Genomic DNA, 14,317 nt, shown 5'->3' on the forward strand with positions numbered 1-14,317 from the left:
CTTCGGAGCGGCGCGTTTCGCCGCGCGTGCCCGCGCTGGCAGGATGGGACGCGGGGGACGCAGACGAGCAGAGACGAGGCATACGCCCATGGCCGTGATCGAGAACGCGAAAGTCGCCGTCGTCGGAGCCGGGGCCGTGGGGGCCAGCACGGCGTACGCCCTGCTCATCCGCAACTCCGCCCGTCAGGTGGCGCTGTACGACATCAACACGGCCCGGGTCGAGGCGGAGGTCCTCGATCTCGCCCACGGCGCGATGTTCACGGGTTCGAGCAACATCACGGGCGGAAGCGACCTCTCGGCCGTCGAGGGCGCGCACGTCGTCGTCATCACGGCGGGGGCCGCGCAGCGGCCGGGGCAGACGCGCCTGGAGCTCATCGGGACCAACGCCCGCATCTTCGAGACGATGCTGCCGCAGTTGCTCTCCGTCGCCCCCGACGCCGTCTACGTCATCGTCTCCAACCCCTGCGACGTGCTGACGACGCTCGCGGTCGAGCAGACGGGGCTGCCTCCGCAGCGGCTCTTCGCGTCGGGCACGGTGCTCGACACGTCGCGTCTGCGGTGGCGGCTGTCGCAGCGGGCCGGCGTCGCGCCGAGCTCGGTGCACGCGCACATCATCGGCGAGCACGGCGACACGGAGTTCCCCCTCTGGTCGAGCGCGACCATCGGCCCGGTGCCGCTTCTCGACTGGAAGGCGGAAGGACATCCTCCCCTCCGCCAGGAGGAGCTCGACGGGATCGCGCACGACGTTCGCCACGCCGCCTACACGGTCATCCAGGGCAAGGGCGCGACGAACTACGCCATCGGGCTCTCCGCGGCGCGCATCGTCGAAGCGGTCCTCCAGGACGAGCACGCCGTGCTCCCCGTGTCGACGGTCCTCGACGACTTCCACGGACTCGACGGCGTGGCGCTCTCCGTGCCGTCCATCGTGTCGTCGTCGGGAGCGCGCCCGATCAGCGAGACCCCCTTCGACGAGAGCGAGCTCTCCCTGCTGCACACGTCCGCCGAGGCGCTTCAGGACATCGCCGCTCAGGTCCGCGGCTGAGCGGCGCCCGCCGGGCTCAGATCTGCCCGACGGGCTCGCGCTTCTCCGCCTGGAACGTGTCCTCCCTGCGGCCGTGCGCCCAGTACGCGGAGAGCGAGAGCTGCGAGCGGTCGAGCGCGCGCTCGTCGGTGAGGTAGGGGCGGAGCGACTTCATGGCGCCCCGCTCGCCGTGAGCGAAGACGTGCACGCGTCCGCCCCGCCATTCGAGCGCGCGCACGGCGTCGGCCAGCAGCGTGGTGGTGCCCGCCTCCCGGCCGTCCCGGTGCAGCCACTCGACCCGGATGCCATCCGGGGCGGCGAGCTCGACGTGATCGGCGTCGCCGTCCACCTCGAGCAGGACGACGCCCTCGGCATCCGACGGGGCGGCCTCGAGCGCGGCGGCGATCGCCGGGAGCGCCGAGTCGTCGCCCGCGAGGAGATGCCAGTCGGCCTCGGGATCGGGCGCATAACCTCCTCCGATCCCGCGCAGGACGACGGGCTGGCCGGGACCCGCGGCATCCGCCCAGGGACCTGCGACGCCCTCGGAGCCGTGCACGACGAAGTCGATCCAGATACGGCCGTTCGCGAGATCGAAACGGCGGATGGTGTACGTGCGCACCGAGGGAAGCAGCTCGACGGGGAGCCGCTCGCGGAGAGCGGCGAGGTCGTAGGGCGGGGCGAGGTCCGTCTCGGGATGGGCGAAGAGCATCTTCGTGTAGGCGTCGGTGAAGCCCTTGTCCTCGACGGCCGAGATGCCGGGACCCCCCGCGACGATACGGACGAGGTGCGGCGTCAGCTGGATGCGTTCGAGCACCTCCAGGACGATCTGAGGTCGCTGGGGTCGTCGCGTGCGGGCGTCTGGAACGGTCATCGGATTCCTTCCGGGTGGATCAGGGGCGGTCACGCCGCCCCTCGCGGCCGGGCCGGATGCACGGCCGCGCCCCTCGGATCCAGGCTAACGACCGCGAGGACGCAGTGGCATCGCACCTCAGGCGACGACGCGCTCTCCCCGCAGCACGGCACCACCCGCCGCGAGCGACGCCGGCACGTCGAGGACCCTCTGGTTGCGGCTGCCCCGGAACGCGAGCGTGAGATCGCGTTCGGCGAGCTCGAACCGCCCGTCGACGAGGACGTCGAGCTGCGACAGCAGCTCCTCCTTGTCGTGCTGCCCGGCGTCGACCTCGGCGAGCAGCTCGTCGAACGTGTAGCCGGACCAGCACCACACGTCCTTGCGCCTCCCGTGCTCGGAGCGCAGACGACGCACGACGCGCAGGCAGACGTCGGTGTTGAGGAAGGGCTCCCCGCCGAGCAGCGACAGACCCTGTACGGCCTCGTGCGCGAGGTCCTCGGCGATCCGGTCGGCGAGGTCGTCGTCGAAGGGCGCGCCGTAGCGGAACGACCACGCGGCCTCGTTGAAGCACCCCTCGCACGCGAACGGGCATCCGCTGACGTAGAGCGCGCACCGCACGCCCTCGCCGTCCACCATCACGAAGGGCTTGTAGTCGGCGACGCGCCCCCGGCCGAGGCTCGACGCCCGCCACTGCCCGGGGGCCGGGCTCCTCATCGGACGGCGTCCGGCCCGCCCGCTCCGGCGGGCATGTGCTTGGCGCGGGACGAGATCTCGACGTGGCGGCCGCGCACCATCGGCCGCTGCTGCGGATTGCCGAGGTAGCCGCACGTGCGCTTGACGACATCGCACATGCGCGGGTCGTCGTTGCCGCAGGACGGGCACGCGAACCCCCGTCCGGTCGGGTCGAAGTCCCCCTCGAAGCCGCAGGCGAAGCAGTGGTCGATCGGCGTGTTCGTGCCGAGGTAGCCGACGCGGTCATAGGCGTAGTCCCACACGGCCTCGAGGGCTCGGGGGTTCTGCTGCAGCACGGGGTACTCGCAGTAGTGGATGAAGCCACCCGAGGTGAACGGGGCGTAGTCCTTCTCGAAGTCCAGCTTCTCGAACGGCGTGGGGCTCTTGCGGACGTCGTAGTGGAAGGAGTTCGTGTAGTACTCCTTGTCGGTGATGTCGGCGACGGCGCCGAACCTCTGCGCGTCGAGCCGGCAGAACCGGTCGGTCAGGGACTCGCTCGGCGTGGAGTAGACGCTGAACGCGTATCCGTGCCGATCGGTCCACTCCTCCGCGTGCTCGTGCAGCGTGCGCAGGATGCGCAGAGTGAACTCCTTCGCCTCGGGGTTCCCCTCCCACTCGGGGCCGTAGAACGCCGTGGCCGCCTCATAGAGGCCGATGTATCCGAGGGAGACGGTCGCACGCCCGCCGCGGAACAGGGCGTCGACGTCGTCCTCGACGGCGAGCCGCTGCCCGAAGGCGCCGTGCATGTAGAGGATGGGCGCATTCGCCGGAACGGCCTCCTTGCAGCGCTCGACCCGGTAGAGCAAGGCGTCGTGGACGATCTCGAGGCGCTGTCCGAGCAGCGCCCAGAAGGCGTCCTCGTCGCCGCGCGTCTCCAGCGCGACGCGCGGAACGTTGAGCGTCACCACGCCGAGGTTCATCCGCCCTTCGACGACATCGCGCCCCTCGTCGTCGGTCCACGCCGGAAGGAACGAACGGCACCCCATCGGGACCTTGAACGAGCCGGTGATCTCGACGATCTTGTCGTAGCTGACGATGTCGGGGTACATCCGCCTGGTCGCGCACTCGACGGCGAGCTGCTTGATGTCGTAGTTCGGGTCAGCCGGGTCGAGGTTCACGCCGCGGCGCAGCGTGAAGATGAGCTTGGGGAAGATCGCGGTGCGCCTCTCGCTGCCGAGCCCCTCGATGCGGATGCGCAGGATCGCGCGCTGGATCTCGCGCTCCAGCCATCCCCTCCCGAGGCCGAACCCGACCGACGTGAACGGCGTCTGGCCGTTGGAGGTGAACAGCGTGTTGATCTCGTACTCGAGGCTCTGCATCGCGTCGTAGATGTCCTTGCGGGTCCGCTCCTCCGCATAGGGCCTGTGCTGCGTCTCGTCGTCGATCCAGCGCTGCGCCTCGGCGAGGTGCTTCTCGAGGTTCTGCTCGGCGTACGGGGCCAGGAGCTCGTCGATCCGGTTCACGGAGCAGCCGCCGTACTGGCTGGACGACACGTTCGCGATGATCTGGGAGATCTGCGCCGTCGCGGTCTGGATGGAGCGCGGCGGGTCGACCTCGGCGTTCCCGATCCGGAAGCCGCCGGCCATCATGGTCGCGAAGTCGATGAGACAGCAGTTCGTCATCGGGGCATACGGGTGGTAGTCGAGGTCGTGGTAGTGGAGGTCGCCCCTCGCGTGGGCGTTCGCCACGTGGGGCGGCAGCATCCGCATCCCGATCGCCTTCCCCACCGCTCCCGCCGTGAGATCGCGCTGGGTGTTGAAGACGCCCGCGTCCTTGTTGGCGTTCTCGTGGACGACCGAGGAGTCCTTGCCGAGGAGCTTGCCGATGGAGTGGTTCACGTCGAGCGCCTGCGCGCGATCCAGGTCGCGCCGGACGCGATAGTCGATGTACGCCTTCGCGACGTCGTACTGATGCGACTCGAGGAGCATGTGCTCGACGACGTTCTGGATCTCATAGATCCGCACGCGACCGGTGAAGCGCGTGACGAGCTCGTCCACGGCGCGGTCCACGATGTCGTCGATCGTCAGCTCCTGCAGCCCGTCGACCGTCCCGTGCACCTCGGCGAAGGCCTTCGTCACCGCGGCGCGGATGCGGCCGGCGTCGAAGGGCAGGATCCGCCCGTCGCGCTTGCACACCGTCGGCGCAGGGGGCGCCCCGGCATCGGTCCGTCTCTTCTCCGCCGTCGCGACCACTGTCATCCTCTGCTCTCTCCTCTGCACGATCAGCACCAGATCTAGTGCCACCCACCCCTCTTAGGCACCATATATAGCCATATGAGCCGATTCTCGGACCAAGGTCCCACGGATCCGGCGCTCACAGCGCCAGGCCCGTGTGCCTCCACCAGACCTCGTATGAGACGACCATCAGGCCGACGTAGGCGGGGAGCATCACGAGGGAGAGCCGGAGGAGATCGCGGGGGACGAACCCCTCGCCGCGGTCGTCGGCGTCGATGAAGACGAGGAGGGCCTTCGAGCTCACCGGCAGCGTGAGGCAGTAGTCGAGGCCGATGCTGACGAGGAACACCACGGCGACGGGCGAGAGGTCGGCCGTCGCGGCGAGCGCGAGGAAGGGAGGGACGATCGCGATGGCCCGCACCGTGTGCGATGTGACGTAGAGGTGGGCGGTCGCCGAGAGCAGGGCGACGACGACGACGAGCGCGAGCGAGGACGTCAGCCCGTCGATCCCGCTCAGCGCGAACAGACCGGAGACGATCCACTCGCCCGCCCCCGATTCGACGAGGGCGCCGCCGAGCGCCAGCGCCCCGGCGACGAACAGGACGAGCGACCACGACACCGAGGCCAGCCCCTCCTTCCACGTCATGACGCCGAGGCCGGGCGCGCAGAGCAGCACGGCGGCGACGATCGTCACGGCGGCGATCTCGACGCCGTGCAGCGGCTCGGTCAGCCATCCGACGAGCGCCGCCCCGACGACGACGGCCACCACGCGCTCGGCGCGGGTGAGCGGCGCGTGCCTCGGGGCCGCCCCCGATGCCGCCTCGGTCTCGAGGGGACGCCTCCGCTCCTCGCGCCGGAGGAACATCGCCTGCACCGCGACGCACACGACGACGCTCGCCGCGATCCCGAACGGAGCGCCCCACAGGGCCCATTGCAGATAGGAGATCGTCTCGCCCGTCGTCTGCCGCAACAGGTCGACGGCGACGAGGTGCGATGTCGCGCCGACGAGCGTGGACGTCGTCGACACCAGGACGACGGTCGGCATCAGCAGTGCGAGCGCCCTGGCGATGCGCGCGTCGCCGAGACGCGTCGCGAGGGAGCGGTAGACCGGCAGCAGCACGGCGGCGCGACCGGACGTCGACGGCACGAGGAACGACAGCGGCACGACGGCCGCCGTGACCGTCCACATGAGCCCTCGCACGGATCGCGCCCTGCCGATGATCGCTCCCGTCAGGCGGGCGGCCAGGCCGGAGCCCGCCATCGCCCCGCCGATGACGAAGGCGCCGACGATGAGCCAGACGACGTCGTTCCCCAGCGAGGCGAAGAACTCCTCCTGCCGCCCGACGGGGATGCAGGCGGTCAGCCCGGCTCCCAGGGCGACGTACCCCGGTTCGAGGTCGGTCAGCGTCCACAGCACCGTCGCCGCGCCGAAGGCGAACAGCACGAGTCGAGCGTCGACCGGCAGGTCGCCGGGCAGCGACACCAGCGCGCCGATCGTCACGATGAGCCCGGCCGCCCAGCGCATGCGGACGGGCACCGCGAGCGCACGCTCGCGCCACGACCTCGCCCGAGCCGGCTCGGGGACCGAGGACGACGCGTCCCCCTCCTCGCAGCCGGTGCGCGTGGTCATGAGACGCTCCGCAGCAGGGGGCGGGGGCCCTGGCTCTCCGTCTGCCCGAGCTGGCAGCCGATCAGCACGAGACGCATGGAGCGCTCGGCGGCGTCGGTGAGGAGCTGCGGCGAGCGCTCGATCGACTCCTTCAGCGTGAGCGGCAGCGGCACGATCGAGACGACGGCGTCGATGCCGATGTCGTGGACGTCGCGTGCACGCCGGCCGATGGTGCCCGCCAGGGCGAACACCGGCTTGCCCTGGGCCTTCGCGCGCCGAGCGACCTCGGCGGGCACCTTGCCGTGCGGGGTCTGCTCGTCCACGGAGCCCTCGGCCGTGATCACGAGATCGGCTCCGGCGATGAGGCCGTCGAGGTCGACGTGGTCGAGCATGACGTCGAACCTCGGCATCAGACGCGCGCCGAGCCCGCCCGCGAGCCCCGCGCCCAGCCCGCCGGAGGCGCCGGTGCAGCTCCCCGTGGCGAGATCGTACGACCTCGGCTGCACGCCGTCGCGGGTCAGCACCTCCGCCCACCGCTCGAGCGACGCGTCGAGGGCGTCGACCTGCTCGGGCGTCGCCCCCTTCTGCGGGCCGAACACGCGGGCGACGCCACGAGGACCGGTGAGGACGTTGTGCGGGTTGCAGGCGACGAGCACATCGACGTCGGAGAGCCGGGGGTCGACCCCGGAGAGGTCGACCCCCGCGACGTCGGCCAGGGCGTTGCCGCCCCGGCCGATCTCGTCGCCGGCGGAGTCGGTGACGCGGGCACCGAGAGCCTGCAGCGCCCCCGCTCCGCCGTCGCACGTGCCGGAGTCTCCGCAGCCGACGAGGATGCGACGGGCTCCCTCGTCGAGTGCGGCGCGGATGAGCTCGCCGACGCCGTACGTCGTCGTCGCCCCCGGATCGCGCAGATCCGCCGGGACGAGCCGGAGCCCCGCCGCCTCGGCCATCTCGACGACCGCGGTCCCCTGGGCGCCGCCTCCGAGCAGCGCCAGGACCGCCGTCACAGGACGACCCACGGGACCCGTGACCCGACGCTCGACGAGACGGCCTCCCGTCGCCGCCGCGAGCGTGCGCGCCGACCCCTCGCCGCCGTCGACGACGGGGACGCGGTCGATCACCGCTCCGGGGAGGGTCCTCCGGACGCCCGACGCGATCGCGTCGGCGACCTGCTCGGCGGAGAGGCTCTCCTTGAAACCGCTGGGGGCGATCAGGACGCGCCCGGGAACCTTGGTCATCGCTGCCGACCTCCTCGTGCCCGCGACGTCCTTCGCCGGGGCATGAGTCAACAGGCTGCCCACCGGCCACAAGACGTTCATGAGCCGTTCATGAGGAAGATCTCATGCGGCGGGCGCACGGGGGCGACGCTCCGGATGTCGGCGGCGCCTCCTACGCTGGAGACATGGCCACCAAGCGCTCGGCGACAGCCGCATACGTCTGCAGCGAGTGCGGGTGGACCACCGCGAAGTGGGTGGGCCGTTGTGGCGAGTGCCAGCAGTGGAACACCGTCGTCGAGGCGTCGGCGCCTGCGGGCGGCTCACGCCGGGTCGCCCCGCTGGTCCCGACGTCGTCGGCGCGCCCCATCACGAGCATCGACACGAGCGAGACGCCGCGACGGGCGAGCGGCGTGGGGGAGTTCGACCGCGTGCTCGGCGGGGGCATCGTGCCGGGCGCGGCCATCCTGCTCTCCGGGGAGCCGGGCGTCGGCAAGTCGACACTGCTCCTCGAGGTCGCGGCGCAGTCGGCGCGCGAAGGCCGGCGGGTGCTCTACGTCAGCGCGGAGGAGTCGCCCGCGCAGGTCCGGCTGCGCGCCGAGCGCACGAGCGCCCTGCACGACGAGCTCTACCTCGCGAGCGAGACCGATCTGGCGAGGGTGCTCGGCCACATCGACGAGATCTCCCCCGCCCTCGTCATCGTCGACTCGGTGCAGACGGTCTCGTCCTCGCTCTCCGACGGCGCCGCCGGCATGCCCGGACAGGTGCGCGAGGTCGCCTCGACCCTCATCCGGGTCGCCAAGGAACGCGACCTCCCCGTGATCCTCGTCGGCCACGTCACGAAGGACGGCCAGGTCGCGGGCCCCCGCGTGCTCGAGCACCTCGTCGACGTCGTCTGCCACTTCGAGGGCGACCGGCAGACGAGCCTGCGCTTCCTCCGCGCCCTGAAGAACCGCTTCGGAGCCGCCGATGAGGTGGGCTGCTTCCAGATGGCAGGTGACGGCATCGTCGGCGTCCCCGACCCGAGTGCGCTCTTCCTCTCGCACGGCGAGCCCGAGCCCGGCACCTGCGTCGCGATCGCGCTCGAGGGCCGGCGTGCGCTGCCCGTCGAGGTGCAGGCCCTGACGATCCCGACGAGTGCGACGAATCCGCGCCGCGTCGTCAACGGCATGGATGCCTCCCGGGTCGCGATGGTGCTCGCCGTGCTCGAGCGGAGGGCGGGCATCAGGACGAGCGAGCTGGACGTCTACGTGTCGACCGTGGGCGGCGTGCGCTTCACGGAGCCGGCGGCCGACCTGGCCATCGCGATCGCCGTCGCGGGCTCGGTGCGGAATCACGCGATCGCCCGCAACGTCGCCGCCGTCGGCGAGCTGAGCCTCGCGGGCGAGGTGCGCCCCGTCACCCAGGGGGCGCAGCGCCGCGCCGAGGCCGCCCGCCTCGGCTACACGCGCGTCGTGGACGATCGGTCGGGCAAGCTGACGAGCGCTCTGAACGACATCCGCGCGCTGCACCTCGTGTCGCGCGACGCGGGCTTCCCCGAGTTCTGAGACCCGCTCAGGCGTCGAGGGCGTCGAGCAGATCGGCCGGCGACGCCTGCATGGGATGGGGCCCGGCGATGTCGAGGAACACCGTCGTGACCGTCGCCCGATGCTCGGTGAGGAACGCGCGCAGCCATGCGGGCGAGTAGACGCCCACCCCGGGCGGCAGATTCGCCGGCTTGTGGCGGGCGTCGCTGAAGAGCAGCAGCGCGACGTCGCCGGTGCCCGCATCGCGGTAGGTCCACACCTCGCCGCCGTCGAGCGGGTTGTCCCGGGGCCCCGGCGCGATCAGCGGCACGACCGTGTTGCCGTTCCGCAGGGCGAGGGCGACGGCCGCCATGTCCTGCTTCTCGAGCGCCAGGGCGAGCGCCTCCGAACGGAAGGCCGCAGGATCGGCGGCGACGGACTTCTTGCGCTGGGGGGCGGCCATGCCCTCCAGACTACGGAACGTCCGGAGCGCGAACCTGCCCCGAGGCCCCTGTTCACCAGTTTCCTCGCGCTCAGGCCTTCTTCGGCGCGGTCACGGTCAGCGATGCCGCGGTGCAGCCCTTCATCGCCTTCTGGATGGCGGTCTTCTCGGCCGCGTCGATGGCCAGCGACCACCGATACTTCACCGCAACCCACTCGGCGACGTACTGGCACCTGTTCTTCGCAGGCAGCCACTGCGCGGGATCCTTGTCGACCTTCGCCTGGTTCGAGGCCGTGCTCACGGCGTTGAGCGTCCATGCGTAGCCGAGGTCGTTCGCGAACTTCTGGCGGCGCGACGCGCTCCACTTCTGCGCCCCGGAGTCCCACGCCTCAGACAGAGCGACGAGGTGGTCGATCTCGAGCTTGCTCGCGTCCGTGTACGTCCTGCCGTCGTACTGGCTGTGCCATCTCCCGGTCTTCACGGTGCACGACGACTTGGCGTGAGTGACGTTCTTCTTCGACTCGGCCATGAGCACCTCGGCGCGGGTGTTGCACCCGTCCTTGTCGGCGTCGATGCCGTAGTTGAACAGGCTCCGGTCATACTTCGACGTGTTCTCCGCCTTCACCGGGAGTGTGTTCAGCAACGTGCTGGCGTTGACCGTGGACGCCGCCGAAGCGGCGTCGGGATGCGCCCCCACGAGGAGCGCGGGGACGAGGACAGCCGTCAGTGCCACACGCACGAAGGGGGCTCGAGGCGACGTCACAGACGAATGATAGCGGCGTCCGAGGGCATCGACCGACGCCGCGACACCCCGGCGCGGCTCTGCGGGACGTTCGCAGGGCCGACGGTGCAGCGGCGCTGCTACGAGACGGCCGTCAGTACAACAGGAACTGCGTCGTCTCGGCGGCCTCGACACCCGCGATCGCGACCTGCAGATGGTACGACGCTCCCCCGGCGGGAGCGGCGGGCCGGCTGTCGCTGTCGCACGAGTCGACCGTCGACCGGGTGCGATCCCAGACGACGGGCTCCGCGCTCGTGACGCTCTGCCCGGCGGTGAGCGTCACCTCCATGTCGCTCGGCTCGGTCTGGCAGTCCGTCGACTGCCACCAGGTGTCGTCGCCGCTGGTCACGACGAAGCTCTGCGTCGACGTCCCGACGTTCAGCACGCAGTCGACGGAGCCGGTGTTCGTGAGCTGGATCGAGAAGCTCGGCTGCTGATCGGCGGCGTACTCGCCCTGGTCGGCGATGCCGACGACCTCGAGCACCCCGGGGTCGCACGCCGCCGGGGTCGCCGAGGCGGACGGCTCGGGGTCGGGCGTCTCGGTCGGATCGGCGGTGGCCACCGGCTCCTCGGGCTCGGTGGTCGGCGCGGAGGTGGGGGCGGTCGTCTCGGCGGCGGGCTCGGCGTCGCCGCCGAAGAGGCCCTGCCACGGCTGGGCGACGGCCAGCCAGACGATGCCGCCGATCACCGCGATCGCGAGCAGCAGCACCACGAGCCTGCGCCTCCGGTAGACGGCTGCGGACTGACGGCGACGGCGTCGAGGCGTGCTCACGATTCGCGACTCCTCAGAGGTGCTTGAGCATCCGGGTGTTGCCCAGCGTGTTGGGCTTCACGTGGGCGAGGTCGAGGAACTCGGCGACGCCCTCGTCGGGGCTTCGTACGAGCTGTGAGTAGACGTCGGGCGAGACGACCTGCTCGCCGATGGGCTCGAAGCCCCGGCGGCGGAAGAAATCGACCTCGAAGGTCAGGCAGAACAGCCTCGAGAGGCCCAGATCGCGCGCCCTGTCCTCGAGGCCAGCGACGATCCCACGGCCGACGCCGCGGTGCAGCCATTCGTCCGCGACGAGCAGCGTGCGCACCTCGCCGAGGTCGGCCCAGATCACGTGCAGCGCGCCGCATCCGATGACCCGGCCCCCGGCGTCCTCGGCGACGAGGAACTCCTGCGTCGCCTCGTACAGCACGACGAGATCCTTGCCGAGCAGGATGCGTCGCGACACGAGCGGCTGGAGCATCCGGTGGATCTGCGCCATGTCGGCCGCGCGGGCCGGCCGCACCGTGAACTCGGTCATCCTCCCACCATAGGACCGCCCGCCCCGGCTCCCGCTGAGCACCGCCGCATCCCGGCACACGAGAGGGGCGGGGCCCGAAGGCCCCGCCCCTCTCGTGACGCGCGTCAGTCGCCGAGCGCCGCGAGATCCGGCGTCGCCGAGATCTCGCCGCCCGTGTTCACGCCCACGGCCACCTTCTCGCCGCGGGGTGCGCTGTCGAACGTGAAGGCCCCGTCGACGAGGTCCACCTTGATGTGGTGGCCCGGCTCGAGCTGGCCGTTGAGCAGCTGCTCCGACAGGCGGTCCTCCACCTCGCGCTGCATGGCGCGACGCAGCGGACGGGCGCCGAGCGCCGGGTCGAACCCGACCTCGATGAGGCGCTCCTTGGCGGCCTGCGACAGCTCGATCGTCATGTCCCGGTCGAGCAGGCGGTCGGCCAGGCGCTTCGTGAACAGGTCCACGATCTGCACGAGCTCGGCCTTCGACAGCTGCGGGAACACGATGATGTCGTCGACGCGGTTGAGGAACTCGGGCTTGAAGTGACGCTTCAGCTCCTCGTCGACCTTGCCCTTCATCCGGTCGTACGTCGTCTGCGCGTTGCCCTCGACCTGGAAGCCGACCGGGCCGCCCGCGATGGCCGACGAGCCGAGGTTCGTCGTCATGATGATGACCGTGTTCTTGAAGTCGACGATGCGTCCCTGGCCGTCCGTCAGACGTCCCTCCTCCAGGATCTGGAGGAGCGAGTTGAAGATGTCGGGGTGGGCCTTCTCGATCTCGTCGAAGAGCACGACCGAGAACGGCTTGCGGCGCACCTTCTCGGTGAGCTGGCCGCCCTCCTCGAAGCCGACGAACCCGGGAGGGGCGCCGAACAGCCGCGAGACGGTGTGCTTCTCGCCGAACTCCGACATGTCGAGGGAGATCAGCGCGCCCTCGTCGTCGAAGAGGAACTCCGCGAGCGCCTTGGCGAGCTCGGTCTTGCCGACGCCCGTGGGGCCGGCGAAGATGAACGAGCCCGAGGGACGCTTCGGGTCCTTGAGTCCGGCACGCTGGCGGCGGATGGTCTTGGAGAGCGCCGCGATGGCCTCCTCCTGACCGATGACGCGCTGGTGCAGGGCCTTCTCCATGAAGACGAGACGGCTGGTCTCCTCCTCGGTGAGCTTGAACACCGGGATGCCCGTGGCCTGCGCCAGGACCTCGGCGATCAGTCCCTCGTCGACAACCGCGTGCGACGCGACGTCGCCCGAGCGCCACTGCTTCTCGAGGCGCAGACGCTCGCCGAGGAGGGCCTTCTCCTCGTCGCGCAGGGCCGCGGCCTTCTCGAAGTCCTGCTCCTCCGACGCGGACTCCTTCGACTCGCGGACCTTGGCGATCCGCTCGTCGAACTCGCGCAGCTCCGGCGGCGACGACAGGATCGACAGGCGCAGGCGTGCGCCGGCCTCGTCGATCAGGTCGATGGCCTTGTCCGGCAGGAACCGGTCGCTGACGTAGCGGTCGGCGAGGTTCGCCGCCGCGACGATCGCGCCGTCCGTGATCTGCACCTTGTGATGCGCCTCGTAACGGTCGCGCAGCCCCTTGAGGATGTTGATCGCGTGGGGCAGCGACGGCTCGGCGACCTGGATGGGCTGGAAGCGGCGCTCGAGGGCGGCGTCCTTCTCGAAGTGCTTGCGGTACTCGTCGAGGGTCGTCGCGCCGATCGTCTGCAGCTCGCCGCGGGCGAGGAGCGGCTTGAGGATCGAGGCGGCGTCGATCGCGCCCTCCGCGGCGCCCGCGCCCACGAGGGTGTGGATCTCGTCGATGAAGACGATGATGTCGCCGCGCGTGCGGATCTCCTTGGTGACCTTCTTCAGGCGCTCCTCGAAGTCTCCGCGGTAGCGGGAGCCGGCGATGAGCGAGCCGAGGTCGAGCGAGTAGAGCTGCTTGTCCTTGAGCGTCTCGGGCACATCGCCCTTGACGATCGCCTGGGCGAGTCCCTCCACGACGGCGGTCTTGCCGACGCCGGGCTCGCCGATGAGGACGGGGTTGTTCTTCGAGCGGCGCGAGAGGATCTGCATCACGCGCTCGATCTCCTTCTCGCGCCCGATGACGGGGTCGAGCTTGTTCTCGCGCGCGGCCTGCGTGAGGTTGCGTCCGAACTGGTCGAGCACCTGCGAGCCGCCCTGGGCCTGCTGCTGCGACTCCTGACCGCTCGGGGCGACGCCCACGGGCTCCTTGCCCTGGTAGCCCGAGAGCAGCTGGATGACCTGCTGGCGCACCTTGTTGAGGTCGGCGCCGAGCTTGACGAGCACCTGGGCGGCGACGCCCTCGCCCTCGCGGATGAGGCCGAGCAGGATGTGCTCGGTGCCGATGTAGTTGTGGCCGAGCTGCAGGGCCTCGCGCAGGGACAGCTCGAGCACCTTCTTGGCGCGCGGCGTGAAGGGGATGTGGCCGGTCGGCTGCTGCTGACCCTGCCCGATGATGTCCTGCACCTGCTCGCGCACGGCGTCCAGCGAGATGCCGAGCGACTCGAGCGCCTTGGCGGCGACGCCCTCGCCCTCGTGGATGAGACCGAGCAGGATGTGCTCGGTGCCGATGTAGTTGTGGTTGAGCATCTTCGCCTCTTCTTGGGCGAGGACGACCACACGACGGGCACGGTCGGTGAATCTCTCGAACATGTCACTCCTCTGGGCCAGCGGCCAAGGGACGCGCCGACCAGGGACGTGCGGCGCGCCGTGGTTCCACCGT

12 protein-coding genes are annotated in these 14,317 nt (G+C 70.7%); 2 read left to right on the plus strand and 10 right to left on the minus strand.

What is annotated here, in order from left to right; genetic code table 11:
• Nucleotides 1-88 precede the first annotated feature (88 nt).
• Complete coding sequence (locus N8K70_RS14045; RefSeq protein WP_317138971.1) at nt 89-1,042, plus strand: L-lactate dehydrogenase; 954 nt, start codon at nt 89-91, stop codon at nt 1,040-1,042.
• 16 nt (nt 1,043-1,058) lie between these two features.
• On the opposite strand, the gene N8K70_RS14050 is transcribed toward N8K70_RS14045, so the two are convergent.
• From N8K70_RS14050 to N8K70_RS14070, 5 genes are all read right to left on the minus strand, one after another.
• Nucleotides 1,059-1,892, minus strand: coding sequence for a siderophore-interacting protein (locus N8K70_RS14050; protein ID WP_317138972.1), 834 nt, complete (start codon nt 1,890-1,892; stop codon nt 1,059-1,061).
• 117 nt (nt 1,893-2,009) lie between these two features.
• Nucleotides 2,010-2,585 carry an anaerobic ribonucleoside-triphosphate reductase activating protein gene (nrdG, locus tag N8K70_RS14055; RefSeq protein ID WP_317138973.1) on the minus strand — a complete coding sequence of 192 codons (576 nt, stop codon included), beginning with the start codon at nt 2,583-2,585 and terminating at the stop codon, nt 2,010-2,012.
• Nucleotides 2,582-4,801, minus strand: a complete 2,220-nt coding sequence (nrdD, locus tag N8K70_RS14060; protein ID WP_317138974.1) for an anaerobic ribonucleoside-triphosphate reductase — start codon at nt 4,799-4,801, stop codon at nt 2,582-2,584. The genes nrdG and nrdD overlap by 4 nt, the downstream gene beginning before the upstream one ends.
• Nucleotides 4,802-4,916: 115 nt before the next feature.
• Nucleotides 4,917-6,407: an SLC13 family permease gene (locus N8K70_RS14065; protein WP_317138975.1), complete on the minus strand. Its 1,491-nt coding sequence runs from the start codon at nt 6,405-6,407 to the stop codon at nt 4,917-4,919.
• Entirely contained in the window at nt 6,404-7,624 is a 1,221-nt protein-coding gene (locus N8K70_RS14070) for a glycerate kinase family protein (RefSeq protein WP_317138976.1), read from the minus strand. Before N8K70_RS14070 ends, N8K70_RS14065 begins: the two co-directional genes overlap by 4 nt.
• A 164-nt stretch (nt 7,625-7,788) precedes the next feature.
• Between N8K70_RS14070 and radA the strand changes: the two genes are divergently transcribed.
• Nucleotides 7,789-9,147, plus strand: coding sequence for a DNA repair protein RadA (radA, locus tag N8K70_RS14075; protein ID WP_317138977.1), 1,359 nt, complete (start codon nt 7,789-7,791; stop codon nt 9,145-9,147).
• A 7-nt stretch (nt 9,148-9,154) separates the two neighbouring features.
• Here the strand turns inward: radA and N8K70_RS14080 are convergent, their stop codons facing one another.
• The 5 genes from N8K70_RS14080 to N8K70_RS14100 form a co-directional block, all read right to left on the minus strand.
• A complete protein-coding gene (locus tag N8K70_RS14080; protein ID WP_317138978.1) occupies nt 9,155-9,568 on the minus strand; it encodes a dehydrogenase in 414 nt (137 codons plus the stop codon).
• 70 nt (nt 9,569-9,638) lie between these two features.
• Nucleotides 9,639-10,310, minus strand: a complete 672-nt coding sequence (locus N8K70_RS14085) for an HNH endonuclease family protein (protein WP_317138979.1) — start codon at nt 10,308-10,310, stop codon at nt 9,639-9,641.
• A 112-nt stretch (nt 10,311-10,422) separates the two neighbouring features.
• A complete protein-coding gene (locus N8K70_RS14090) occupies nt 10,423-11,100 on the minus strand; it encodes a hypothetical protein (RefSeq protein WP_317138980.1) in 678 nt (225 codons plus the stop codon).
• 13 nt (nt 11,101-11,113) lie between these two features.
• Nucleotides 11,114-11,617, minus strand: a complete 504-nt coding sequence (locus N8K70_RS14095; RefSeq protein WP_317138981.1) for an amino-acid N-acetyltransferase — start codon at nt 11,615-11,617, stop codon at nt 11,114-11,116.
• A gap of 104 nt (nt 11,618-11,721) precedes the next feature.
• A complete protein-coding gene (locus tag N8K70_RS14100) occupies nt 11,722-14,247 on the minus strand; it encodes an ATP-dependent Clp protease ATP-binding subunit (RefSeq protein WP_317138982.1) in 2,526 nt (841 codons plus the stop codon).
• Nucleotides 14,248-14,317 lie beyond the last annotated feature (70 nt).

The sequence above is a fragment of the Microbacterium sp. AB genome, assembly GCF_032878875.1.
Classification (GTDB): Bacteria; Actinomycetota; Actinomycetes; order Actinomycetales; family Microbacteriaceae; genus Microbacterium; species Microbacterium betulae.